This is a genomic window from Streptomyces sp. NPDC001070 (genome assembly GCF_053598835.1).
The window spans coordinates 1-24,599 of record NZ_JBSFLB010000050.1 but is presented as its reverse complement, the minus strand read 5'-3'; the positions used below and the strand labels follow the sequence as shown (position 1 = coordinate 24,599).

The window sequence follows — 24,599 nt, the reverse complement described above, 5'->3', positions numbered from 1 at the left end:
AGGGGCGGAGACGTGTGACGCTGTCCGTGACCGACCGTAGGTCTGTGCCCCATGGGCGGGCCATGTTCGACTGTCCGGGGTTTCTGCCCGAACGTCCCGGACGTCCGCCTCGGCGTACCCGGCCGATGCCCCGCCGGCCCGGGGACCGCCCGGGGCGCAGGCGGGCCGTCGCCCCGCGCGAAGGCTCCCACGGCACCGCCGCCGAGGGCCCCGACGGCCCCCGCCTGGTCATCCGCGGGCGACCGCCGCGCGCCCGGGCGGCCGGGGCCTCATAGAATCGCTGGTCATGCGTTTTCAGATCCTCGGGCCGGTCCGGGCCTGGCGGGACGGCACCGACGTGAAACTGGGCCCTCCCAAGCAGCGGGCCCTCCTCGCGTTGCTGCTCGCCCACGGGGGCCAGCCGGTGACCCTGCACGGGATCGTGGACGCCCTGTGGGGACAGGACCCGCCGGCGACCGCGGTCAACGTGGTCCACCGCCACGTCGGCGCCCTGCGCCGGCTGCTCGAACCCGAACTGCCGTCGGGCACCGCCTCGAGCCGGCTGGTCCGTGACTCCGGCGGCTACCGCCTGGAGGTGGGGCCGGACGAACTGGATCTCCTGCGGTTCCGGGCGCTGCGCGCGGAGGCGGGACGGCTGGCACTGCTGGACGAGCCGGTGCGGGCCACCGAGCTCCTGGTCGAGGCCCTGGACCTGTGGCGGGGCCCCACGGCCTCGGGGATCGCGCCCGAGACGCGGGCGCAGCCGGTCTTCACCGCGGTCGACAACGAGCATCTGTTCACCGTGAAGGAGGCGGCCCAGCAGGCCCCGGCGGCGGGTGCCGCGCTGACCGAACGGGTACTGGTCACCCTCCGCCAGGCGGCCGCTCACCATCCGCTGGACGAGGTGCTGCAGGCGAGGCTGATCGAGGTGCTCGCCGTCACCGGACACCAGGCGGAGGCACTGGAGGTCTACCAGGCCGTACGGGCGCGGATCGCCGACGAGCTCGGCCTCGACCCCGGGCCCGAGCTGCGGGAAGCCCAGCGCAAGGTGCTGAGCCAGCGCCCGGTCCCGCCGGCGGCGGTGGTGACGGCCGACGCTGATCCCGGGAGCACCGCTCCCGCGCCGGCACCCGAGCCGCTGCGCCCGGCGCAGCTGCCCAGGGACCTCGGCGCCTTCACCGGCCGCGACGTCGAACTGGCGCTGTCGGACACACTGGTGCCCGGCCCCGCGGAACCCGCGCAGGCCGTCGTCGTCAGCGGCATGGCCGGGGTCGGCAAGACCACCCTCGCCGTGCACTGGGCCCACCGGATCGCCGGCCACTTCCCGGACGGCCAGCTCTACATCGACCTGCGGGGCTTCCACCTCACGGGCTCGGCCATGAGCGTGGCCGAGGCGGTACGCGCCCTCCTCGACGCCTTCGGCGTGCCCGTCGGCCGGATCCCCGCGGGGCTGGAGGCGCAGGCCGCGCTGTACCGCAGCCTGCTGTCGGGCCGGCGCGTCATGGTCGTCCTGGACAACGCCCGGGACTCGGAGCAGGTGCGTCTCCTGCTCCCCTCGGCGCCCGGCTGCCTCGCCGTCGTCACCAGCCGTCACCAGCTCCAGGGGCTGGTCACCGCCGAGGGCGCGCGTTCGGTCTCGCTCGACCTGCTGAGCGAGGCCGACGCCGTCGCGCCCCTCTCCCGCCGGCTGGGTGCCGAGCGGGTCGCCGCGGAAGCGCGCGCGGCCGCCGAGATCGTCACCCTGTGCGGACGCCTGCCGCTGGCGCTGGCCATCGTCAGCGCCCGTGCGGCCCTGAACCCGGGCTTCCCGCTGTCCGCCATCGCCGACGAGCTGCGGGAGAGCCACGGCAGCCTCGACGCCTTCACCGGGGAGCCGCCCCTCGGCGACGCGCGGAGCGTCTTCTCCTGGTCGTACCACGCGCTGACACCGGAGGCGGCCAGGCTGTTCCGTCTGCTCGCCCTGCATCCCGGGCCCGACTGCTCGACGGCCGCCGCGGCGAGTCTGGCGACCCGGCGCCCCGGCCAGGTGCGCCCGCTGCTGGCGGAGCTGGTCAGGGCGCACCTGCTCTTCGAGAACGTGCCGGGGCGGTTCTCCTCGCACGGGCTGCTCCGCGCCTACGCCACGGAGCTGGCCGGCGAACACGACGACCCGCACGAGGCGGACGCGGCCACCGGCCGGCTGCTCGACCACTACCTGCACAGCGCGCACGCCGCCGAGGCCGCCCTCGTCCCGCACCGCGAACGGATCACGCTGCGACGGCCGGGCGCGCACACCGTCCCCGAGCGGTTTCCCGACCAGCGCGGCGCGGCCGACTGGCTCGACCGCGAACGACCCGTGCTGCTGGCCGCGATCGACCACGACGGCAGGCGCGGGAGCGGGGCGCACAGCTGGCGCCTGGCCTCGGTCCTCGAGCTGTACCTCGATCGCAGCGGCCGCTGGCAGGAGCAGCGGACCGCGCAGAGCACGGCGATCACGGCGGCGCAGCGGCAGGGCGACGTCCTGGGCCAGGCCCACGCGCACCGCGCCCTCGGCTTCGCCCTGGGCCGGCTCGACCGCTGGGACAGCGCGCAGGAGCACCTGACGCGCGCGCTGCAGCTGTTCGGGGAGATCGACGACCCGTGCGGCCAGGGCCGGGTCCACCGCTACTGGGCCTTCCTGGCCAACCGGCACGGCCGGCACGCCGACGCGCTCCGCCACTACCGGCTCGCCAGCCAGCTGTACCACTCCGCGGGGCACCTCAACGGCGAGGCCCATGTGCACAACGAGGTCGGCTGGACGTATCTGCTGCTCGGCGAGTACGACAAGGCCGTCGAGGAGTGCCGCCGCTCCCTGGCGATCCACCAGGAGACCGGCGACCGCAACGGCGAGGCCGCCGCCTGGGACAGCCTGGGCTGCGCCTACCACCGGCTGCGCCGTCACGACCAGGCGCTGGACTGCTTCCGGCGCGCGCTGCGGATGTACCGGGAGATCCGGGACGCGTACCTGGAGGCAGACACCCTGATCCACATCGCGGACACCCACCTCGACTCCGACAGCGCCGGAAGCGCGGCCGACGCGCTGCGCCAGGCGCTGGCCATCCTGGAGGGCATCGGTCATCCGGACGCGGAGGGCGTCCGCGGCAGGCTACGGGACATCGGACTGAACCCCCTGGTGCCACGGGGCCGTGTATAGCGCGGAACTCCTGTCCGGAGCGGATGTCCGGTGTACCTGAGGATGTGCGATGAAGAGGAACCAGCGGAACGCCCTGTTCCTGACCGGTGCGGCGCTGCTGACGCTGACGGCGGTCACGGCCTGCGGTGAGAAGAGCGGGGCCGGGGCACCCGCGGCCGTTCAGCAGCCGGCGGCGGTCTCGGCGTCCGCCGGCCCCTCGGCGCCCGCGGTGACGGCATCGGCGGGGCAGCTGTCGGTGCGCCCCGACGGCGCGCTCGACTCGATCGTCGTCGACGGCAAGGGCATGACCGTCTACGTCTTCACCAAGGACACCGCCCCGGGCGCCTCCAGCTGCGTGGACGACTGCGCGGCGCAGTGGCCGCCGGTCCCGGCCGGCGACGCCCGGGCCGCCAAGGGCCTCAACCAGGACCTGCTCGGCTCCATCACCCGGACCGACGGCACCGAGCAGCTCACCCTCGCGGGCAAGCCGCTGTACTACTACGCCAAGGACACCAAGCCCGGTGACACCAACGGCCAGGGCGTCAAAGGTGCCTGGTACGCCTCGGCGCCCGACGGCTGGAAGGCCGGCGTGAAGCGTCCGGCCCTCGGGGTGCTGAACGACCCGAAGCTGGGGAAGGTCCTGCAGGACGAGGACGGCCGGACGCTGTACCTGTTCACCAAGGACCAGCCGTGGCCGATGAGGACCGCCTGCGACGCGACCTGCCTGCAGAAGTGGACCCCCTCCACCCCCGTCACCGCAGCCGACGCCGAGAAGGCAGGAATCGACCCGAAGGCGCTGTTCACCTTCACCACGCCGAACGGCACGAAGCAGGAGGCGTTCAACTGCTGGCCCGCCTACACCTTCAAGGGCGACAGCCGGCCCGGTGACACCAACGGCCAGTACGTGGGCGGCGTCTGGTTCGCCGTCAAGCAGGACATCACGATCGACCGCGGCAAGACGGTCCCCGCCGCCAAGGGCTGATCCCCCCTCCCCCGGGTGCCCGGGGTGCCGCGCCTTCGCGCCGCCCGGGCAGCGGCACGCCCGTACGAGGTGACGCCCGGCGCCCGGCCCGGCCGTCCGTGATCAGAATCGCGTCAGATTTTCGGCATCGGCGCCTGCCTACGCTCGCGGCACGCGCTGCTTCCGCCAGGAAGATCGCCGAAGCAGGCACGAACCGTCGTGCCCGCCGGCCCGCGGGCCCCATGCCCGTCCGGCCGGCGCCCGTTCCGACCCCGTCCTTCGGTGATCCACACTCCGGCCGCCCGACTCGCGGCCGGGGTGCGAGAGCAAGGAGCGCCGACGGGGAACGAGTACGGCCTTGCACGGCCTTCACGGGGATCGACCATGACTTTCGCCGACGTACCGGGCGTCCGCCCGGCGGCACGCTCCGGCCACCTGCTGCACCTGCTGGTGACCGACCACGCCAAACCCCTGCTCGCCTACGCCGAGCACCTGCTGCGCGACCGCCACATGGCGGAGGACATCGTCCAGGAGACACTGATACGCGCCTGGCACCACACCGACCGGCTGTACGCCAACGAGGGGTCCGTGCGCGGCTGGCTGCTGACCGTGGCCCGCAACCTGGCCATCGACCGGATCCGCAGCGCCTACTCCCGCCACGAGACGGTCGGCGCCGACCACCATGACGTGCTCCAGACCGACCACGCCGACGCGGTGCTGGCCTCCGTCGACGCGCGGGCCCTGCTGCGGCACCTTTCGCACGAGCACCGGGAGGTGCTCGTACACACCTATCTGTGCGGCAGGACCGTCCAGGAGACGGCCCGGATCCTCGGGGTTCCGGCCGGCACGGTGAAGTCGCGCCAGCACTACGCGCTCAGCAAGCTGCGCACCCGGGTCGGCGCCACGGCCGCGGCCGCGGCCGGGACCGGGGCCGGGACCGGGGCCACGGCTGGGGCCGCGGCGGCCTGAGCACGCCGCCGCGGGCGCCCACCGGCCCGCTCAGGCCGGCACGGTGAGCCGTACCCCGAGCACGGGGATGTCCACGTCACCGTCCGCGCCGGCCTGCCAGCGCCAGTGGGCGCCGCCGACGTCACCGCAGACCAGGCCGGTCCAGCCGGCTCCTCCGGGGCCGCAGAGCGCGGCCAGTTCGGCGGCCTCGCTGCCGGTGGGCGTGCCCGCCATGACGACCAGGCCCCGGACCGGCCGCCGGGCGGCGGCGACGCGCAGCGTGCCGCGCGCCGCGGGCGCCGGGAACTCCTCGTCCGCCTCGATCCGGACGACCTGCTGCAGGCCGGCCGGCACGGTCAGCGGCGCTGTGCCGTCGCTGCCGCGCAGGACGGTCACCGGGGTGCTCGGCCGGCTGCGGGCGACCTCGGCGAGCAGTCCGTGCACCACGTCCCGGGCGACGGCGGGGTCACCCGTCACGCTGAGGACCCCGTCCAGCCGGCTCAGGTCGTAGAACATCGCCTCGCCGTCGGCGTCGACACCGACCCGGACCAGGCAGGCCCGGGGATCCTGTCCCCCGGACTCCCCGGTGCCGCCGCTGCGGCGCCAGCGCGTGCCGCCGGGCCCGTCGAGCGCGGTCCACGGCGTCCCCGGGGCGGCGTCCGGCGTGAGCCTCGCCGTCACCCCGGCGTCGTCGACGCGCAGGGCGTGCACCGGGTTCTCCGAAGCGTCGGCGGTGCCGGACAGTTCGGCGACGGCGGCGTAGGCGCGGCACACCGAACCGGCGTCGGCGGCGAAGCGCCTGCCGAGCGTGCGACGGAGCGCCAGCCGGCGCCGCCGTGCCATCGGGTCGCCGAGCCTGCGCACCGCGCGGACCGCGGACGCCCACGCCGCGCGCACCCGGCGCCTGCCGACGATGCCCGCGGTCGCCAGGGCCAGCAGCACCGCGCCCACCACCGCGATCGCGGCGGGCAGCGGGACGACGAAGGCGGCGTCACCGGCGGCCACCGTGCCGTTCGCACCGTTGGCGCCGTCGCCGTTCTGCCCGGCGGCGGGCGGGGACGAGGGGTTCTGCTGCTCCGCGGTGTCCCGGGCGAGTCGTACGTCCGGGCCCGAGGCGTCCCCGGGGAGCCGCAGGATCCAGCCGGGGTGCAGCTGCTCACCGGGGCTGGTGAGGGCCGCGCCGTCGGACTGCGCCAGCCCGCGGTTGAGGTCGAAGACCTCCGCCGCCCGGGCGGGATCGCCCAGCGTGCTCGCGGCCACCGACTGCAGGGTCGCGGGGACGTTCCCCGTCTGCGCGGGGTCCTGGACCACGAACACCTTCACCAGCCGGTCCCCGTCGTCGGCGCCCGCGGGAGCGGCGCTCGCACCGAACACCGCCCAGAGCGCCAGCAGCAGAGCGGCGGCGGCGCGTCGCACCGCCGCCCTACGAGCGGGGTCGGTCCTCTCGGCCCTCGGCCGGTGCCGCGAAATGGCGCTGCCGCCGTCTGTCATCGTCTCCACCCAAGTCGTCCTGGTGCGGGCCGGGCCCCGGCTCCGTCACCCCCTACACGAAGCGCCCCTGAGGAAAGGTTCGAAGCGGATCTGAACCCAAACGGCGTCCGGTCTCGTGTGGCATGCGACAACGGGACGCTGATCGCGGAGGGGAACAGATGGCACGCCAGCACGCGAGCGCCGAGGACTTCGAGCTCGTCGGCCTCGACCGGGATCCGACGCCCGGCGACCCCGAACTGATCCGCGGGGTGATCAAGCGGTACCAGGACGTCGGTGACGCGGCCGAGAAGGCGCTGAACGTCCTCAAGAAGGACGGCAGCGTCTCGCGGGGCCGGGGATCGGCCATGGACCAGCTCAGGCAGAAGATCGGTGACGACCTCCCCGACAAGCTGAGCAAGACGGCGAACTCCTACCACGACGCCGCCCGGGCCTACAGCGACTACATCCCCCGTCTGCAGGAGGCTCAGGACACCTTCGACCGCGCCGTGGACCAGGCCCGGTCGGCGGCGGCCAAAGCGGGCCGGACGCCCAGGACCCTCGGCGAGAATCCCACCGACCAGGAGCGGGCCCAGGCCCGCGCCGTCCAGGACGAGATCGACGCCGGCAACAGCGAGATGAGTGCCGCCAAGAGCCTGGCCCAGCAGGCCCGGCAGATGCGGGAGTCCGCACAGCGGACGTGTGCCGACACCCTGGACCGCGCCGCCTCGGAGGCGATCCCGGAGCGCAACGTCTTCCAGAAGATCGCCGACTTCTTCAAGGACTTCCCGTTCGTCCAGATCCTGCTGGCCGCGCTGATCGCCGTCGTGGCCGTGTTCTTCCCCGTGGTGGGCGCGCTGCTCGGCGGGGCGTTGTTCGTCTTCAACCAAGTCGTCGCGAGTCAGACGGGCGGCGTCAAGGCGGGCGACTTCATCGCCGGTCTGATCGGCATCGTGCCCGGTGCCGCCCTGTTCCGGCTCGGCAGCAAGGCGGTCCAGGCGATCGCCCCCGCGGCGGTCGCCGCGATCAAGAACTCCGCCGCCGTCACCAAGGTCACCGGCACGATCACCAGGGTCGGCGACTCCATCGCCGCCAACAAGGCGGTCGGGGCGGTGCTGGCCAATCCGGTGGGCAGGACAACGGTGGACGTCACCGGCAAGTTCCTGACCAACTCCGCGCTGGAGGCAGGGGCCAAGGCCGCCAACCATGACAAGATCACCGCGGCCGGGGTCTTCGCGGGAGCCGCCGCGGGCGCGGTGGCCGGAGCCGCGTTCAAGGGCGGGATCGGCAGGATCGGTTCGGCGCGCGGCAATCCGCCGGTTCCGTCCGGGGGCGGCGGCCGGTTCGGGGACACCACCGACCCCGCGCTGGGCGACACGATCGACAAGCGGGCCTCGGACCAGGTCGGCGGCTTCATCGAGGAGGGCGCGACGCTCGGCACGAAGATCGGCGTCGGGGTCGCGCAGGGCGGCGATCCCAACGAGGTGGCCGCCGGCGAGATCGCGAACTCGGCGCCCAAGCTGGGTGCGGGACCGGTGGGTGTCGCGGGTCTCGGCCGCAAGATCGACGGCGTCGCCGACGGCATCCCCGTCAAGGGCTCCACCGGTCCGGGCACCACCACCCCGGCTCCGTCCGGAACGGGCGCGGCGCCCACGCCGGCCCCCGCGGACGTACCCCCGCCGTCGTCCCCGACCGCGCCCACCGGGCCCACTTCCCCGACCACGTCCACCGCCCCCGCCGCCCCCGCATCCCCGACGTCGCCCACCGGGCCCACTCCCCCGACCACGTCCACCGCCCCCGCCGCCCCCGCATCCCCGACGTCGCCCACCGGGCCCACTCCCCCGACCACGCCCACCGCCCCCGCGTCACCCACCGGGCCCGGCGGGGCGGCACCGGCCCCGGCGGACGTACCCCCGCCGTCGTCCCCGGCCGCCGGGCATCCGTCGCCGACACCGCTGGAGACCCCGCCGCAGAACCCCCCGGGCGGTGGCGGCTCCCCGGCCGACCCCGGCAGCCGCGGATCCGCCACGGGGCCGCTCTCCAGCCCCTCCGCGGGCGGGGAGCAGGCCCCCTCCCGCGGCGGCTCCTCCAGCGCGCCGACGAGTCCCGGCGGTGACGACGGGACGGCGGGCGCCGACGGCCGCTAGCCCCGCCCCGCCCGCATCGCGTCACAGGCCTCCATCCCAGGCGGGATGGATTCTTCACCCGACAACACCTGACATCGCAAGGAGCACCGACATGCCCGACTACCGCGTCAACTCCGACGAGACCGCTTCCACTTCGCAGGCGCTGCTCAACGACTTCTCCCAGCTCCAGGACAAGCTGAGCGAGGTCAAGGGCAAGATCTCCAACCTGCTCGCCAACGGCTACAGCACCCCCGCGGCCCAGCAGAAGTTCTCGCCGTTCTTCGACGAGTTCGCCAAGGGCTTCGACCAGGTCAACCAGGGCCTCCAGGGCATCGGGCAGTACGTCCGGTCCGTCGGCGACGCCTTTTCCCAGACCGACGACCAGCTCGGTTCCAACCTCGGCTGACGCCGGCGCCACGCCTTCCCCGTCACCGCCCCTTCGTGAGAAAGACGATGCCTCGTGCGTTTGAACGTCAGCGTCCGTGACCCCCGGGTCGAGGGGGTGTCCACCACCGTCGTCGTCGACACCGAGCCGTCCGCGCGGGCGGGCCGCCTCGCGGCGGAACTCGCCCGAGCCGTCGACCACGTGGGGGCCGACGGGACGGCGACAGGGGTGCCGGCCCTGTACGCCGGCGCCGAGGAGATCGGCCCGGAGGCCACCCTCCAGGCCGCCGGGGTACGGGACGGCATGGACCTCGGGCTCGGCTCCGCCCTCCCGGCGGAGTCCGAGCCCGAGGGCCGCACCGAGATCCGGCTGGTCTCGGGGCGGGGCGCGGGAACGGTCTTCCGGCTGGTGCCCGGCGACTACGACATCGGCAGCGACCGCACCTGCCGCATCCGTCTGGCCGACGACACCCCCGCGTTCGCGGCCCGGGTGCGGATCAGGCTCGACGGCGGCGCGGAACTGCTCACCGCCGCCGAGACGCTGCTCGACGGCAGGCCGCCCGCGGACGGCACGGCTTGGCGTGAGGGCAGCCAGCTCGCGGTCGGCGAGACCCTGCTCGAACTGGCCTCGCGCCAGTCGGCGACGGCTCCGCTGACCCCGGCCTCCGACGGCCTGGGCCTGGAGTTCAACCGTCCGCCGCGCTTCCTGCCCGCCCCCGCGGGCGGCAAGTTCCGGCTGCCGACCGCCCCGGTCAGGCCCGACAAGCGGCCGATTCCGCTGCTGCCGATCCTGCTCCTGCCGGCCGGCAGCGCGGCGATCGCCATCTTCGTCACCAAGAGCTGGGTCTTCGTCTTCATCGCCCTCCTCTCGCCGCTGGCCGCGCTGTTCACCCAGTTCGGCGGACGCAAGCAGGCGATGCTGAAGTACCAGGAGAAGCAGGAGGAGTACGAGGGCACGCTGGAGCGGGTCACGGCGGACATCGAGACCGCCGTCCTGGAGGAGCAGCGCGGCCTGCGGCTGTCGCTCCCCGACCCGGCGTCGCTGCTCCAGATGGCCACGCAGCCGTCCGAGCGGCTGTGGGAACGCCGCTGGCAGGACCCGGACTTCCTCTCCGTACGCGTGGGAACGGCCGATCTCCCCTCGTCGCTCGGTGTCGAGGACCCCACCAGGGACGAGCACCGGCGCACCACGGTGCCGCTGCTGAACCAGGTGCCGGTGGCCGTGCCCCTGCGCAGGGCGGGGGTGGCCGGGCTGGCCGGACCCGGCGCCGACCGGCTCGCCGGCTGGATGACAGCCCAGGCGGCCGCCCTGCACAGCCCCGCCGACCTGCGGATCGTCGTACTCGCCGGGCCCGACGGCGAGGCGGCGTGGTCGTGGACCCGCTGGCTGCCGCACGCCCAGGCCCAGGGCGAGGACGCCTACGCTCTGGTGGGCAGCACCGCCGACTCCCTGGCCCGGCGCATCGGCGAACTGGGCCAGATCGTCACGTCCCGCCTCGCCGCCGGCCCCGATCTGATCCGCGGCGGCGTCAACGGCTACCCCGACATCCTGGTCGTCCTGGAGCAGGCACGCCGCGCCCGTTCGCTGCCCGGCGTCATCGCCCTGCTGCGCGACGGGCCGTCGGTGGGCGTGCACACCCTCTGCATCGACCGCGAGGAGCGGCTGCTGCCCGAGGAGTGCGGCGCGGTCGTCGTGACCGGGACCGGCGCCCCGGGCACCTCGCGGGTCCGTACCGGTACGGGCTCCGCGCTGGAGGACGTGCGCACCGACGCGCCGGAGCCCGACTGGTGCGAACACCTCGGACGGGCGCTGGCTCCGCTGCGGGGCGTCGGCGACAGCGACGAGAGCGCCCTGCCCGGTTCGGTGCGCCTGCTCGACCTGCTCGGCATCGAGCCGCCCACCGCCGAGGCCGTGGTGGCCGGCTGGTCGCTCGGCGGCCGCAGCACGCGGGCCGTCCTGGGCACCGGCTACGACGGGGACTTCTCCGTCGACCTGGTCCGCGACGGGCCGCACGCGCTGATCGCGGGCACCACGGGTTCGGGTAAGTCGGAGCTGCTGCAGACCCTGGTCGCCACGCTCGCGGTGGTCAACCGGCCCGACGAGATGACCTTCGTGCTCGTCGACTACAAGGGCGGCAGCGCCTTCGCGGAGTGCGCCGACCTCCCGCACACCGTCGGCCTCGTCACCGACCTGGACACCCACCTCGTGGAGCGCGCCCTGGTCTCCCTCGGCGCCGAACTGCGCCGCCGGGAGACCCAGTTGGCCCGGGCCGGCGCGAAGGACATCGAGGACTACCTGGACAAGCGCTCCCGCGGCGGCGATGTGCTGCCGCCGCTGCCCCGGCTGCTGCTGGTCGTCGACGAGTTCGCGTCCATGGTGCGCGAACTGCCCGACTTCATCTCGGGTCTGGTCAACATCGCCCAGCGCGGGCGTTCGCTGGGGATCCACATGGTGCTGGCGACCCAGCGCCCCGGTGGCGCGGTCACCCCCGACATCCGGGCCAACACCAACCTGCGGATCGCGCTGCGCACCACCGACACCGCCGAGAGCCGCGACATCATCGACGCGCCCGACTCCGGTGACATATCGCCCGCCAACCCCGGCCGGGCCTACGCCCGGCTCGGGCCGTCGGCGCTGCTGCCGTTCCAGTCCGGGCGCGTCGGCGGCCGGCGGCCGGGTGGCGCGGTCGCGGAGGGCACGGAGGTGCCGGTGCGCGCCCGCGCGGTGACGTGGAGGGAGCTCGGCGGGCCGCTGCCCACCGGCCGTTCCCGGAGCGGCGGCGCGGGAGCGGGCCAGGCCGAGCCCGTCACCGACCTGGCCGTCCTCACCGCGGCCGTCGCTCAGGCGGCCCGGCTCGCCGATGTGCCGCGACAGGCCAGCCCCTGGCTGCCGCCGCTGCCGGAAGTGCTGGAGTGGACGGCGCCGCCCGCGCCCAAGCCGGCCGGTGAGCGGGAGGCCGAACTGCCGCCCGTGGCCTACGGCATGGTCGACCTGCCCGCGCGGCAGAGCCGCACCCCGCTGGAGTTCGACATCGACCGGGCGGGTCATCTGCACCTGATCGGTTCGCCCCGCAGCGGCCGCTCCCAGTCGCTGCGCACCCTCGCCGCCGCGCTGGCGCGGGCGCACGGCGCCGACGACGTCCATCTGTACGGAATCGACTGCGGCAACGGCGCGCTCAACGCGCTGACCGGGCTCCCGCACTGCGGCGCCGTCGTCGACCGCAACCAGGTCGAACGCCTGGGCCGCCTGCTGGACCGGCTCAACGCCGAACTCACCTCCCGGCAGGGTGTGCTCGGCGCCCGCGGCGCCGCGGACCTCGCCGAACTGCGCCGGGCCCAGGCCCCGCGGGAGCGGCTGCCGCACATCGTGCTGATGGTGGACCGCTTCGAGGTCTTCGAGCGCGAGTTCACCTCGTACGACAACGGCAGCTTCATGGAGCGCATGACCAGGCTGCTGCGCGACGGGGCGGGCGTCGGCATCCACCTCGTGCTCGCCGGCGACCGGGTGCTCGGTGGAAGCCGGTTCTCCGGCACCACCGAGGACAAGATCGTGCTGAAGCTCAACGACCGCCAGGACTACTCGTCGGTCGGCGTCCCGACCAAGTCCGCGCCGAGCGATCCGTCCCCCGGACGCGGCATCCGCACCCTGGACCTCGCAGAGTCACAGATCGCGGTGCTGTCCGGCGATCTCTCAGGCGCCGCCCAGGGGCAGTTCCTCACCGACCTGGGCACGGACCTGGCCGATCGCGAGGCCGAAGTGCCCCAGGAGCGCCGGGCGCTGCGCCTGGACGTGCTGCCCGACCGGATCACCTACCGGGACGCCCTGGCCCTGCACACCCGCGGCGGCCCGATGCGCCCGCTGGTCGCGATCGGCGGCGACACGCTCACCTCGCTGGGCCCGGATCTCGCCGACGTGCCGACCTTCGTCATCGCCGGCCCGCCGCGCACCGGCCGGAGCACCGCGCTGCTCACCGCCGCGCACTCGCTGCTGGCGGCGGGCACGGGCCTGGTCGTGCTCGCGCCGCGCCGGTCGCCGCTGCGCGAGCTGGAGGGCAGACCCGCAGTGGCGGCGGTCATCACCGACTCCCAGGTGACGGTCGACGCGTTCCGTCAGGTGCTCGGCGACATCCCGCAGGACAACGCCGTGATCGTCGTCGACGACGCCGAGCTGCTCATGGGCTCCGACATCGACGCCGACCTGGCGCTGCTCGCCCGGGGCGGCGCGGGCAACGGCTGGGGCGTGCTGGCGGCGGGCAACGCCGAGTCGCTGTCGCTGAGCCTGGCCGGCTGGATGGGCCAGGTGAAGCGGAACCGCACGGGCATGCTGCTGTCGCCGCAGAACCTGGCCGACGGCGAGGTCATCGGGGTCAGGCTGACCCGCGGAGTCGTCGGCCAGGCGCCGCAGCCCGGCCGCGGCCTGCTGCACCTGGGCGACGGTACGCCGCTCACGGTGCAGGTGCCGCTGTCCGGCACCGAGGTGTGAGCCACCGGCAGTGACACGAAGGGCGGCCGGGACATCTCGTCCCGGCCGCCCTTCGGCGTACGCGGCCTCAGGAGGCGGTGGCGGCGGGGGCCAGCGGAGCGCCGTCCTCGGACACGAAGCGGAAGGTGCCGGTGATGGCGTCGAAGAGGTCGTACACCTCGCTCCTCAGCGGCAGGTTGGGGCTGGCGAGCGTGACGACGAGGAAGTCCTCGGAGCGTCCCGGAACCGGCATCATCGTGTGCATGGTCAGCAGCTCGACATCGATGTCCCCGGTCAGCCGGGTCACCTCGGTGCCGGTGACCCGGGCCACCGTGCCGACGTGGGGCACCTTCACGGAGGTGATCCGCCGGTCCTTGGGGGCCGTGCCGTTCGCGGACGAGACGCCCAGCTGCGCGGAGAGCACGGGCAGCGTCAGCTCCGAGCCCTCCGGGGTCGTGACGGCGAAGACCATGCCGTAGGCCATGAACAGGTCGTCGCCGTAGAGGGTCGCGGTGCCGGCCGCCAGCAGCGCACCGTGCCGCCGGGCGGCCCGGGCCACCTCGCGGCCCTGCCGGAACATGTCGTTGATCCGGGCCTTCTCGCGGGGGTCGCCGGTCGTCGCGAGCGCCTTGGCGCGGGTCCGGGCCAGTTCCTCTCCGCTGAGGTCGATCGTGTCCCACAGGTCGGGGATGTCGAGCAGGAAACGGTGCGCGGTCCCGGCGCTCACTGGCGGCTCTTTCCGTCGTCGAGGTTCTTCACGGCGTCCTGGTCGGTCTTGTCGATGGAGTCGAGGATGTTGCCGATGGCGTCCCTGATCCCCTTCACCTGCCGCTGCAGCTGCTTCTTGCCGTCCTCCCACTTGTTCTCGAAGTGCTGCGCCGAGCCGTGGGAGAGCTCGGGGCCGAACGCCGCGTCGAAGTCGAACGTGCGGTGCCCGATGTCGATGAAGTCGTGGACGAAGTCCAGCATGCGCTGGGCCTCCCGCAGTTCGTCCCCGGGTATGTAGATGTCCTGGGCCATGCCGATCCCCTCGTGCTCCGCCGCTTCCGGCCTCACGGGTGACACGGGAGGGACGGGCCGCGGAGTTCAATCGTCTTTCCGCGCGAAGACGTGAACCCTCCGGGGCGCGGCATCGTGTGTCGGGCGTGACCTCTCTTCACCTCTCCCCCGGTGCCGCCGTACGCGGTCCGGTACGCCGTGCCTTCGTCGCCACCGCGGTGGTCCTGTGCGGCGTGGCGGGCCTGGCCGGCTGCGGCAAGACGATCTCCATCGGCGACGCCTCCGCTCCCGCGGCCCCGGCGGCGTCCTCACCGGCAGCGCCGCCCCCTGCCTCTCCCTCGGCGCCCGCGGGCAACACGGGACTGCAGGTGGTGGACAGCACGGCCGCCCAGGCGGGCCTGACCGGCAACGGCGGCACCGTCGTCGGAGCCGCGGTCCAGGAGAGCCCGCCGCGCTGGGTGCAGATGTCGGCCGTCACCTCGCCGCCGCTCTCCGCCCCGCACCTGATCAACATCAACCAGGCGGCGCTGTACCGCTTCGACGCGGACAGCGCCGACCCCTCGCAGTCCCACTGCAACGACGCCTGCGCCGCCCAGTGGCCCCCGGTCACCGTCCAGCAGGGCGGCAACGTCTACCTTGCGGGCGTGGAGCGCGATCAGGTCGGCGCCATCCGCCGCCGGGACGGTCAGGTGCAGGTGACGGTGGGCGGCATGCCGGTGTACCGCTTCGCGGGAGACACCAAGCCGGGCGATCTGAACGGCCAGGGCGTCGGCGGCACCTGGTTCGCGGTGGGGCCCGGGGGCGAGAAGGCGGGGCAGGGCTCCGGCACGGCCTAACCACCCCGGGAGGGGCGGGTGCGAGCATGCGCGACGGTGCGCCCCGCCCGCCCCGGCGACGAGAGCACCGTTCGTCGTCGGCGGCAGCGCATGCCCCATTCCCGCCGTACGGATGCCCGGTTCGCCGCACGGTCGCCGTCCACCCGTCAGCCTGTTCACCGGCCACGCCGGTGGTGATCCGGCAGGAAGCGGAGCTCTCACCCCTTAAGAAGTGATCTCAGCAGGAATCAGGGTTTTTCCTGCGATCCCCGGGGAGAGGTGGCAGGATGACCGAAAGCACGCAAGGGGGACGAGTGGCAAGCACCGCGCACGACTTCATACGGCGAATGAAGCACGCCGTCGAACGATCCAGTGATGTGTCCAAGGAGGACCGCGAAAAGATCGCACGGGGCATATCGGAGGCCCACGACAACGAACCGCCTCCCACGCTCGTCCTGATCGGCGAGACCGGTGTCGGCAAGTCGACCACCATCAACGCACTGTTCAACGCGGGACAGGAGATCGGCCACACCCGGGCCACCACGGACCATGCCTACGCCATTCCCGTGCCGCTCAACGCGAGCAAGGGCGAATTGATCGTCGTAGACATGCCGGGGCTGGGCGACGACCTGAGCAATTACAACGCGTACCGGGATCTCTACCTCCGGGTGCTGCCACTGGCCGACGCGATCGTGTGGATCCACGCTGCGGACGATCGCATGGTCCAGCTCATCCAGTACGCGCTCAAAGACCTCTTCGGCCGCCACACCGGCCTGATCAACCAGCTGGTCTTCGGTCTGAACAAGGCCGATGAGATGTACCCCGGCGACTGGAATCCCCGGGCGAACCTGCCTTCCGCCGCGCAGTCCGAGGCGCTGCGCCAGCGTGAAGCGGACTTCTCCGAGAAGATCCGGGCGGTGCTGCCCGGATGGCGCGGCAAGGCGGTCTCGTACTCCGCGCTGAAGCGCTTCAATCTCACCGGGCTGTTCAGGGAAATGATGCATGCGGTACCCGACGAGCGCCGGTGGGTACTGGAGCAGCGCATGCACCTCGCGGACTTCACCCAGCTCGTGGACCGCAAGCTGCTCAAGGCGGCGCAGGCGACCAGGCTGGCCGAAGTCAGGCAGCCGGCGCACGCGTCCGAACCTCCGGGCGGCACTCCACCGGGCCCGCACGCCGAACCCGCCAGGTTCGAGCCCGCCGAGCAGCACGGCAACGACCTCATGCGGCTGGAAAAGGCGATCGAGGAATTGTCGGAGGCCGAACTTCGCGCCGCGACCGCCAGCAGGGCGCGACTGCTCGATTTCATCAAGCGTGAGGGCAGGGGCGGCGCTTCGTGACAGCGGAACCAGGCAACGCCGGCAGTTTCGACGACATCATGGAACGCCTGAGAGCCACCCTCCAGGAGAACGACGAGAACCTCGCCGACATCGTCCGCCTGTCCGATATCTCTTTCCGACAGTGGCTGGACTCGGCGGCACGCAGGGTGGCGGAGTCGCTGGGGATCTCATTGGCCAAGGTGCAGGCCTTCCTCGAAGACGTACGAACCATCGCGCTCAACGCGAGGGACAGTTTTCGCAACGCGTACAGCAAGGAGAAGGAAAGAGCCCGCAAGGTCAATCGACTCAGTCCGGAATAGGGGCTGCCATGGCCTGGGTTGAATTCCCCTTTCCCGAATGCCCGGACTGCAGCCGGTCCTGGGCCACCAGTCGCCATCGGAACTGTGCCGAAGGCGGGGACCTGGACGTCGACCCGGACAAGTCACTGGTGCGCTGCACAGGATGCCGGGCGACCTGGGGCGTGTGGAAAACAAATTTCTACTGCGCCTGCGGGCATCAATTCAAGTCCTCCGAGGTGAGGGCGGCGCTCGAGGAGACCATTCGCGTCGCCGCGATGCTCGTCGAAGCGCTCCGCCGCCAAGCGGAGGATCTGCTGGAGATTCGCCGAACCGGTGATTCGTCGTTCCGGTCCTGGTTGAATAAATTCACACAGACCCTGGCCGCTTCCCTCGGGGCCGCCGCGGGACGGTTCGTGGGCAGTCTGCTGCGGAGTCTGGGGTTCTAGCAGTCGCCCTCATCGAGACATCCCAACCAGGACATCGGCCGGCAGCCACAGGTGCCCGAGGCCGCGGGCGGAGGCCATCGGCGTGGCGCCCCCTTTCCGCCACGCACCGAGCCGTCCCGAGCGAACATTCTTTTGACCGTTCGGTCGGGAAAGACGTTCAGTCGAGGGCGGCCATGGCCGCGTCAGCGACCGCCATCAGCGAATCGCGGTCGGGGTCGATGGCGCCCATGACCCGCATGCCGTGCATCGTCACGACGAGATACCGCGCCAGGTCCCGGGCGTCGCGCCTGCCGGGCAGCTACCCGTCCGCCTGGGCCTCCGCGATCACCTGGGCCAGCGCGTCCTCCGGCGAGGCGGTCGTCGAGCGCACGTGAGCGGCGACCTCCTGGTCGTGGGCGACCCGCTCCATGGCCGCGCCGACGATCAGGCAGGCGCGGCGGCCGCCGTCGTTCACGATCTCGTCCACCGTCCCGACCAGCACCTCGCGCAGCGGCTCACGGGCCGGCGCGCCTCCGCGCAGCACCTCGATCAGGGGCATGGCGTACCGCTCGCGGTAGCGGTCCATGGCCGCCAGGCACAGGCCTTCCTTGCTGCCGAAGGCCGCGTACAGCGAGCGGCGGCCCACGCCGGTGGCGTCGACCAGATCCTGGCACCCTGGACAACGGCGCCGCGGCCTCCGTCTTCTACCGGGGCGGAACCTCCCGGGGCGACAACTTCCGCTGGGAGATCAACGGCACCGACGGGGACATCGTCCTCACCTCACCATGGGGCAACATCCAGGTCATCGACCTCACGCTGCAGGCCGGTTCCGGCACGGACGCGACGGTCTCCCCGCTCGAGGTGCCCGCCGAGTACTCCGCGGGCATCCCCGCGGGCCTCACCGGACCGGCGAGGAACGTCGCCGCGCTCTACACCGACCTGGCACGGGATCTCCGGGAGGGAACCCGCACCGTCCCCGACTTCGCCCACGCCCTCGCGCGCCACCGCCTCCTCGGGGTCATCGAGGACTCCTCATCGCAGAAGTCCGCCCGCACCGCCGGCTGACGGTTCCTCCGGGAAGGCAAGTGGCATTCCCGCGGCCGCAATCCGCCCCGCCCGCCCACGGGTTCGGCCCTCGGCGGGGAAACCGCACCGCGCCAGGGCGCTTCGGCCCGGTGGCCGGGACCTTCGGCCCCACGCGCCGCCGGCCGCGCGCCCCCACGCTGGGTGTGGCGGCCGGCGCGGTGCCGTGCCGCGGGAGCGGAGGGGACGAGGTCAGATGGACGCCGGCATGGACAGGGACCTGGGCTCCACGTGGTGGGAGCCGCCGCCCGACCCGGAGTTGTTCGGCCACGTGGTCGTCGGGGTGGACGGCTCGGCGGCCTCCGGGCGCGCGCTGGAGGCCGCGGTCGCGGAGGCCGGCCGGCGCGACGTGCGGCTGGAGATCGTGCACGCGCAGCCCTGGGGCGGCCACCACGCAGCCACCGGTCACGGCATCCGGCCCTACCACGTCGCGCAGGCCCTGCTCGCCTCCGCCGCCGCGCGCGCCGCCGAACTGCGGCCGGGGCTGCGGGTCAGCACCTCACTGGTCGACCGGCACGCACGCGGAGTGCTGGTGCGCCGCAGCCGTGACGCGGGGCTGGTCGTGGTCGGGACCCGCGGACACGGTGGCGTCACCGGGACGCTGCTCGGCTCGGTGAGCCTCCACCTGGCGGCGCGTTCCGCCTGTCCGCTGCTCGTCGTGCGCGGTGAACCGCCCGCGCGAACCGCCGCGCGGGGCCGCGTGTTGCTGGCCCTGGACCGTGACGCCGGTGTGGAGGCGGCGGCGTTCGCCTTCGCCGAGGCGGACCGCCGCCGTGTGCCGTTGACCGTGCTCCACACCACGGCCCACCGCACGCCCGCATCCGCGGCCGCGTCAGCGTCCGAAGTACGGCGCGGCGGCGGCCTGACCGGGACCGCCCGCGAGGAGGAGGCGGTACCGCTGAACGCGGTGGCGCGGCTGCGCGAGGTGTACCCGGGGGTCGCGGCGGATGTCGAGACGGTGCGCGGCGGGCCGGCCGATGTCCTGGTCGAGGCGACCCGCACCGCCGGCCTGGTCGTGGTGCCCGCCCTCCGCCGCGCGAGCAGGCTCGGTACGCGCCTGGACCCGGTCACGCACGCCGTGCTGCACCACGCCCACTGCCCGGTAGTGGTCGTCCCCGTCGCGGCGCCCGCCGGGGTGCCCGGGCAGCGGTGAGGCGTCAGGCGGGACGCGTGGACCGCGGAGGTGCTGCCCGCTCCTCACCCGCGTCCCCAGGACCGCGCCCGCGTCGCGGCCACGACCGCCGAGGGGTTGATGAGCAGCCCGCCGGTCGTCGCCCGGCCCGAGTGGTCCGTGGTCGAGGCGGCCCGGCTCATGAAGCGGCGCGGGGTGGAGCGCGCCCGCCCGTGGTCGACGGGACGGACGGCTGGTCAGTGTGGTCAGCCGCGCCGGCCTGCTGCGGCTCTTCCTGCGCGGGACCGCGCCATCCGCGAGGAGATCACCGGTGACCTGCTGGTCAAGACGCTCGGACTCTCGCCCAACGCCGTCACCGTCCACGTCGTCGACGGCAAGGTCTCGTCTGCCCGGAGGGCGTGCCGCACCGCGGGAGCCTCGTGGCGGTCGTGACCGAGCTGTTCCGCGGCGTGGACGGCGTCGGCGACGCCGAGGCCCGGCTGTACTGGGCTGGAGGACCGACGACACCACCCGTCCGGCCCCGGCACACCGCTGACCCGCCCGCCGCGGTGAGCACCCGCGGAAGGATCGGGTGGTCGTCATGGGCGACCGCCTCGATCTCGCCCGTGCCCTCGTGCGTCCCGGCCCGCCGTATTCCTGCGACCACCGGACGGCACCACGTCCTGAGACGACGCCTCGTCCGGGCGGCGCGGATCAGGGCCCATCGGCCCAGGGCCGTGCCCCGGCCGACCCCTGGGGACGCCGCGGCAGCCGCCCGATGGTGGAGGTGAACCGAGGAGAGGGGACCACGATGACGGACACGGCGTTGCGCGACCCGCGGCCGGTCCACGCGCTGCTGGCCGACGGCAGGACCGTGCGGATCCGGGCCGCCGGGCCCGACGACCACGACCGGGTACGGGACCTGTATGCGCGCATGTCGGCGGAGAATCTGCGACTGCGGTTCTTCTGCACGGGCCGGCGCTCGGGACAGCTGGCCGCCGACCGTCTCCGTGAACCGGCCGGGCCCGGACGCCTGACCCTGCTCGCGCTCCTCGGCGACCGGCCGGTCGGCGTCGCCGAGTACGCCACCGGCCCGGACCCCGAGGCGGCCGACGTGGCCCTGGCCGTCGCCGACGACGTCCACCACAGCGGCATCGGCACCCTGCTCCTGGAGCATCTGGTGCACGCGGCCCGCGCCGAGGGCATCAAGGTCTTCGACGCCGACGCGCTCGCCGACAACCACGCCGTGCTCAAGGTCTTCGCCGACCTGGGGCTGCGCACCGCCCGCCACTTCGACGGCCCCGAAGTGCACTGCACCGTCCGGCTCGACCCCGACGAGCGCTATCTGGCGGCCTGCGACGAGCGCGGGCGTACCGCCGACACCGCGAGCCTGCGGCCGCTGCTGCGTCCGCGTTCGGTGGTCGTCGTCGGAGCCGGAACCAAGCCGTCGTCGGTGGGACGGGCCGTACTGCGCAACCTGCGGCGCGGTGGCTTCACCGGCCCTCTGTACGCGGTCAACCCGCACGCCCGCGCCGTCGAGGACGTCCCCGCGTACCCCTGCGTCACCGACCTGCCGCAGGTGCCCGAGCTGGCCGTGCTCGCCGTACCGGCCGCCGCCGTACCGGAGGTGGCCCGGCAGTGCGGGAGCTCGGGGGTGCGCGCGCTGGTCGTCCTGGCCTCCGGGCTGGACTCGGGGCAGGCGGTGGCGCTGCTGAGCGCCTGCCGCCGGCACGGGATGCGGCTGGTCGGCCCGAACTGCCTGGGCATCGCCAACACCGAGGAGGACGTGCGCCTCGAGGCCACCTTCGCCGCGCACCGGCCGCTGCCCGGCACGGCCGGCGTCGCCGTCCAGTCCGGCGGCGTGGGCATCGCCTTGCTCGGCGGGCTGACCCGGCTCGGCATCGGGGTCTCGGAGTTCGTCTCGCTCGGCGACAAGTACGACGTCAGCGGCAACGACCTGCTGCAGTGGTGGGAGGGCGACGGCCGCACCCGCATGGCGCTGCTCCATCTGGAGTCGTTCGGCAATCCGCGGGCCTTCTCCCGCACCGCCCGCCGGGTGGCGCGCGCGATGCCCGTGCTGACCGTCGACGCGGGCCGTTCCGAGGCCGGGCGGCGCGCTGCGGCCTCGCACACGGCGGCCGCCGCGACGCCCACGATGACCCGCCGGGCGCTGTTCACCCAGGCGGGCGTCATCGCGACCAGCTCGATCGGGGAACTCCTGGACACCGCGGCCCTCCTGCACTCCCAGCCCCTGCCGGCCGGCACCCGGGTCGCCGTGGTGTCCAACGCGGGCGGCGCCGGAGTGCTGGCGGCCGACGCCTGCCAGGAGGCCGGCCTGACGGTGCCCGTCCTGCCCGACGCTCTGACCCGGGAACTGCTGGACCTGCTGCCGCCGGGCGCGAGCGCCGCGAACCCCGTCGACACGACCGCCGCGGTGAGCGAGAGTGCGCTGCGCGCCTGCGTGGACCGGCTCGGCGGGCATCCGGCCGTCGACGCCGTCCTGCTGGTCCTGGTCCCCACCGCCCTGGCCGCGGCGACCGGTGACGACCCGCTGCGGGCCCTCACCCACGCCGGTCCCGGCCGCGGGCCCGCGACCGTCGCCGCCGTCCTGCTCGGCCAGCCCGAGGGCGTACGGCTGCTGCACGCCCAGGACGGTGCGGCCGTGCCCGCCTACAGCGACCCGCGCGCCGCGGCGCAGGCCCTGGCCCACGCGGCCGCGCGGGCCCGCCGGCTGGCCCGGCCGCCGGGAACGGTCCCCGAACTGACGGACGTCGACCCGGCCGCCGCGCGCGCCGTGGTGGACGCGTACCTCGCCTCCCACCCCGGCGGCGGCTGGCTCGACCCCGACGCCTGCGCGGAGTTGCTCGACTGCTACGGCATCCCCCGCGTGCCGCACATCAGGGCCGACGACGAGGAGGCCGCCGTGGCGGCCGCGACCCGGCTCGCCGGGCCGCGCGGGCGGGTGGTCCTCAAGGCCCACTGGCCGGGCCTGGTGCACAAGAGCGACCACGGTGCGGTCCTGCTCGACCTCCAGGGCGAGGACGAGGTCCGGGCCGGATACCGCGAACTGGGGGGCCGCTTCGGTGAGGTGCTGACCGGTGTGCTCGTCCAACCGATGGCGGCCCGGGGCACCGAACTGTTCGCCGGCGTGGTCCAGGACGAGGTGTTCGGCCCGCTGGTCCTGTTCGGGCTCGGCGGCACCGCCACCGAGGTGCTGGCGGACCACGCGGCCCGGCTCGCCCCGCTCACCGACCTGGACGTCCACGACCTGATCACCGCCCCCCGGTGCGCACCGCTGCTGTTCGGCCACCGCGGCGGGGCGGCCGTCGACCTGGAAGGGCTGGAGCAGCTGCTGCTGCGGCTGTCCGCGATGGCGTCCGACCTGCCACAGCTCGCCGAGGCCGATCTCAACCCCGTGGTCGCGCGCCCCGGCGGGGTGGAGGCCCTCGACGTCCGCGTCCGTGTGCTCCCCCGGCACGCCCACGACCCGTATCTGCGCCGGCTGAGGTGAACGCGGCCGGCGGAGGAGGAGATCACGATGAAACACCGCAAGACCGGGCACGTGATGACGGCGGACGTCGTCAGCGTCCGCGAGGGCGCGCCGTTCAAGCACGTCGTCGCGCTGCTGGCACGGCACCGGATCAGCGGCCTGCCCGTGGTGGACGACGACGAAAGGGTGCTCGGGGTCGTCTCCGAGACCGATCTGATGGTGCGCCAGGCGGCACGGCAGGACGGCACACGCCGGCGCCTGGCGCTGTCCCCCGCCGGCCGCAGGAACGCCGTCCGGGTCCGCGCCCGCACCGCCGCACAGCTCATGTCCGCCCCGCCGATCACCGTCCGCGCGGGCGACTCGATCGCCGTCGCGGCCCGCACCATGGCCGAACACCGGGTCAACCGCCTCCCCGTGCTCGACGACGAGGACCGCCTCGTCGGCATCGTCACCCGCGGCGACCTGCTCCAGATCTTCCTCCGCACGGACACCGACATCCGCGCCGAGATCATCGACGAGGTGGTCGTCCGTGCCCTGTGGCTGGCCCCGAGGGCCATCGGGGTGAGCGTCCGCGACGGCGTGGTGATCCTCGAGGGCCGCGTGGAGCGCCGCAGCGAGATCCCGCTGGCCGAGGCGATGACCCGGCGGGTCGACGGCGTGGTCGCCGTGGTGAACCGGCTCACCTACCGGCTCGATGACACGCAGCAGCGGCCGGTCGGGCACGCGATCCGCGGGATCGCCGACGAACGGCTGCGCACCCCGTGAGGAGGAGGCCGTGTACCTCTACGACCACATGAACGGCTGGGCTGGACCTTGATGCCGCTCGGCCGGCTGGTGCTCCTGGTCCTCGTCGCGCTCGCCGTGACGGCCCTGCTGCGGCATGCGCCTTGCAGGGGGCTCCGCCAGGAGCCCCTGCAAGGACCCCGGGCGGGCTCCGAGCCCGCGGGAGCCGCTCGCCGAGCGGTACGCACGCGGCGAGATCGACGACGAGGAGTACCGGCGGCGGCTCGCGGTGCCGGAGCACGCCGCGGACCACCGCAGGGGCGAGGTGGCCGGAGCCGGCGGCCCGGCGCCCCCGCCGGTGCATCGCCGCGGGGAAGGACCGCGACCGGCCCGGCGTGCCGAACCCGCACCGGGCACCGCACACCGCGCACCGAGGAAAGGACGTGACCGGTCATGACGAAGCACCCCACGGCCACCGCTCCCGGGGACATCGGCCGTCGGATCGCGATGCGCCGAGAGGAACTGGGCCTGTCCCGGGAGGAGACGGCGGAACGCGCCGGGATCGCCCCGGGCTACCTGCGGTACGTGGAGCAGGACTCCACGGCCGCTCCCGGCATCGCGACGCTGCAGAGCCTGGCCACGGCCCTTCGCACGAGCGTGTCCGCGCTCGGCGGCGGTGAGGCCGATCTGCCGCCGGGGCGCGGGCAGGCGGCGGGCCGCGCCGAACTGATGGAACTGGGCAGCGAGGAGTGCTGGGGGCTGCTGTCCACGCACGGGGTGGGCAGGATCGCCCTGTCCATGCCCGAAGGGCTCACCGTGCTGCCGGTCAACTACACCGTGGCCGACGGCACGATCGC

General features: G+C 73.9%; 21 protein-coding genes. 17 read left to right on the top strand and 4 right to left on the bottom strand.

Annotated elements, in window-relative coordinates:
* Positions 1-286 precede the first annotated feature (286 nt).
* From ACWDAS_RS38165 to ACWDAS_RS38155, 3 genes are all read left to right on the top strand, one after another.
* The gene (locus ACWDAS_RS38165) at positions 287-3,151 is read left to right on the top strand and encodes an AfsR/SARP family transcriptional regulator (protein ID WP_450400180.1); all 2,865 of its coding nucleotides are present in this window, start codon (positions 287-289) and stop codon (positions 3,149-3,151) included.
* Between the two features lie 49 nt (positions 3,152-3,200).
* Positions 3,201-4,112: an SCO0930 family lipoprotein gene (locus ACWDAS_RS38160; RefSeq protein WP_450400179.1), complete on the top strand. Its 912-nt coding sequence runs from the start codon at positions 3,201-3,203 to the stop codon at positions 4,110-4,112.
* 363 nt (positions 4,113-4,475) lie between these two features.
* Positions 4,476-5,060, top strand: a complete 585-nt coding sequence (locus ACWDAS_RS38155; RefSeq protein ID WP_450400178.1) for a sigma-70 family RNA polymerase sigma factor — start codon at positions 4,476-4,478, stop codon at positions 5,058-5,060.
* A gap of 30 nt (positions 5,061-5,090) precedes the next feature.
* Here the strand turns inward: ACWDAS_RS38155 and ACWDAS_RS38150 are convergent, their stop codons facing one another.
* Positions 5,091-6,455: a hypothetical protein gene (locus ACWDAS_RS38150; RefSeq protein ID WP_450400177.1), complete on the bottom strand. Its 1,365-nt coding sequence runs from the start codon at positions 6,453-6,455 to the stop codon at positions 5,091-5,093.
* Between the two features lie 233 nt (positions 6,456-6,688).
* Between ACWDAS_RS38150 and ACWDAS_RS38145 the strand changes: the two genes are divergently transcribed.
* The 3 genes from ACWDAS_RS38145 to ACWDAS_RS38135 all read left to right on the top strand — a co-directional run bounded on the left by ACWDAS_RS38145 (position 6,689) and on the right by ACWDAS_RS38135 (position 13,499).
* Positions 6,689-8,653 (top strand): putative T7SS-secreted protein, encoded by a 1,965-nt coding sequence (locus ACWDAS_RS38145; protein ID WP_450400175.1) that lies wholly within the window; start codon positions 6,689-6,691, stop codon positions 8,651-8,653.
* A gap of 91 nt (positions 8,654-8,744) precedes the next feature.
* On the top strand, positions 8,745-9,038 hold the full coding sequence (locus tag ACWDAS_RS38140; protein WP_319662927.1) for a WXG100 family type VII secretion target: 294 nt from the start codon (positions 8,745-8,747) through the stop codon (positions 9,036-9,038).
* Positions 9,039-9,098: 60 nt separating this feature from the next.
* Positions 9,099-13,499 carry an FtsK/SpoIIIE domain-containing protein gene (locus ACWDAS_RS38135; protein ID WP_450400208.1) on the top strand — a complete coding sequence of 1,467 codons (4,401 nt, stop codon included), beginning with the start codon at positions 9,099-9,101 and terminating at the stop codon, positions 13,497-13,499.
* A 67-nt stretch (positions 13,500-13,566) separates the two neighbouring features.
* Here ACWDAS_RS38135 and ACWDAS_RS38130 read toward each other — a convergent pair whose 3' ends face one another.
* Positions 13,567-14,205, bottom strand: a complete 639-nt coding sequence (locus tag ACWDAS_RS38130) for a hypothetical protein (protein WP_450400173.1) — start codon at positions 14,203-14,205, stop codon at positions 13,567-13,569.
* Entirely contained in the window at positions 14,202-14,534 is a 333-nt protein-coding gene (locus ACWDAS_RS38125) for a hypothetical protein (RefSeq protein ID WP_450400172.1), read from the bottom strand. Before ACWDAS_RS38125 ends, ACWDAS_RS38130 begins: the two co-directional genes overlap by 4 nt.
* Positions 14,535-14,623: 89 nt before the next feature.
* Between ACWDAS_RS38125 and ACWDAS_RS38120 the strand changes: the two genes are divergently transcribed.
* The 4 genes from ACWDAS_RS38120 to ACWDAS_RS38105 all read left to right on the top strand — a co-directional run bounded on the left by ACWDAS_RS38120 (position 14,624) and on the right by ACWDAS_RS38105 (position 17,356).
* Complete coding sequence (locus tag ACWDAS_RS38120; protein WP_450400171.1) at positions 14,624-15,313, top strand: hypothetical protein; 690 nt, start codon at positions 14,624-14,626, stop codon at positions 15,311-15,313.
* A gap of 266 nt (positions 15,314-15,579) precedes the next feature.
* Entirely contained in the window at positions 15,580-16,632 is a 1,053-nt protein-coding gene (locus ACWDAS_RS38115) for a GTPase family protein (protein ID WP_450400169.1), read from the top strand.
* Positions 16,629-16,931 carry a hypothetical protein gene (locus tag ACWDAS_RS38110; protein ID WP_450400166.1) on the top strand — a complete coding sequence of 101 codons (303 nt, stop codon included), beginning with the start codon at positions 16,629-16,631 and terminating at the stop codon, positions 16,929-16,931. The genes ACWDAS_RS38115 and ACWDAS_RS38110 overlap by 4 nt, the downstream gene beginning before the upstream one ends.
* 8 nt (positions 16,932-16,939) lie before the next feature.
* Complete coding sequence (locus tag ACWDAS_RS38105; protein ID WP_450400164.1) at positions 16,940-17,356, top strand: hypothetical protein; 417 nt, start codon at positions 16,940-16,942, stop codon at positions 17,354-17,356.
* Between the two features lie 298 nt (positions 17,357-17,654).
* On the opposite strand, the gene ACWDAS_RS38100 is transcribed toward ACWDAS_RS38105, so the two are convergent.
* On the bottom strand, positions 17,655-17,981 hold the full coding sequence (locus ACWDAS_RS38100; RefSeq protein WP_450400162.1) for a hypothetical protein: 327 nt from the start codon (positions 17,979-17,981) through the stop codon (positions 17,655-17,657).
* A gap of 215 nt (positions 17,982-18,196) precedes the next feature.
* On the opposite strand from ACWDAS_RS38100, the gene ACWDAS_RS38095 reads away from it, so the two are divergent.
* From ACWDAS_RS38095 to ACWDAS_RS38065, 7 genes are all read left to right on the top strand, one after another.
* A complete protein-coding gene (locus ACWDAS_RS38095) occupies positions 18,197-18,400 on the top strand; it encodes a hypothetical protein (protein WP_450400160.1) in 204 nt (67 codons plus the stop codon).
* A gap of 226 nt (positions 18,401-18,626) precedes the next feature.
* Entirely contained in the window at positions 18,627-19,571 is a 945-nt protein-coding gene (locus ACWDAS_RS38090) for a universal stress protein (protein ID WP_450400159.1), read from the top strand.
* A 99-nt stretch (positions 19,572-19,670) separates the two neighbouring features.
* Positions 19,671-19,982 (top strand): hypothetical protein, encoded by a 312-nt coding sequence (locus ACWDAS_RS38085; protein WP_450400157.1) that lies wholly within the window; start codon positions 19,671-19,673, stop codon positions 19,980-19,982.
* A gap of 358 nt (positions 19,983-20,340) precedes the next feature.
* Positions 20,341-23,040: a bifunctional acetate--CoA ligase family protein/GNAT family N-acetyltransferase gene (locus ACWDAS_RS38080; protein WP_450400154.1), complete on the top strand. Its 2,700-nt coding sequence runs from the start codon at positions 20,341-20,343 to the stop codon at positions 23,038-23,040.
* A 27-nt stretch (positions 23,041-23,067) separates the two neighbouring features.
* On the top strand, positions 23,068-23,784 hold the full coding sequence (locus ACWDAS_RS38075; RefSeq protein WP_450400151.1) for a CBS domain-containing protein: 717 nt from the start codon (positions 23,068-23,070) through the stop codon (positions 23,782-23,784).
* A 115-nt stretch (positions 23,785-23,899) separates the two neighbouring features.
* The gene (locus tag ACWDAS_RS38070) at positions 23,900-24,199 is read left to right on the top strand and encodes an SHOCT domain-containing protein (RefSeq protein ID WP_450400149.1); all 300 of its coding nucleotides are present in this window, start codon (positions 23,900-23,902) and stop codon (positions 24,197-24,199) included.
* The coding region (locus ACWDAS_RS38065) for a helix-turn-helix domain-containing protein (RefSeq protein WP_450400146.1) at positions 24,196-24,599 on the top strand (404 nt) is incomplete at its 3' end. The genes ACWDAS_RS38070 and ACWDAS_RS38065, both read left to right, overlap by 4 nt.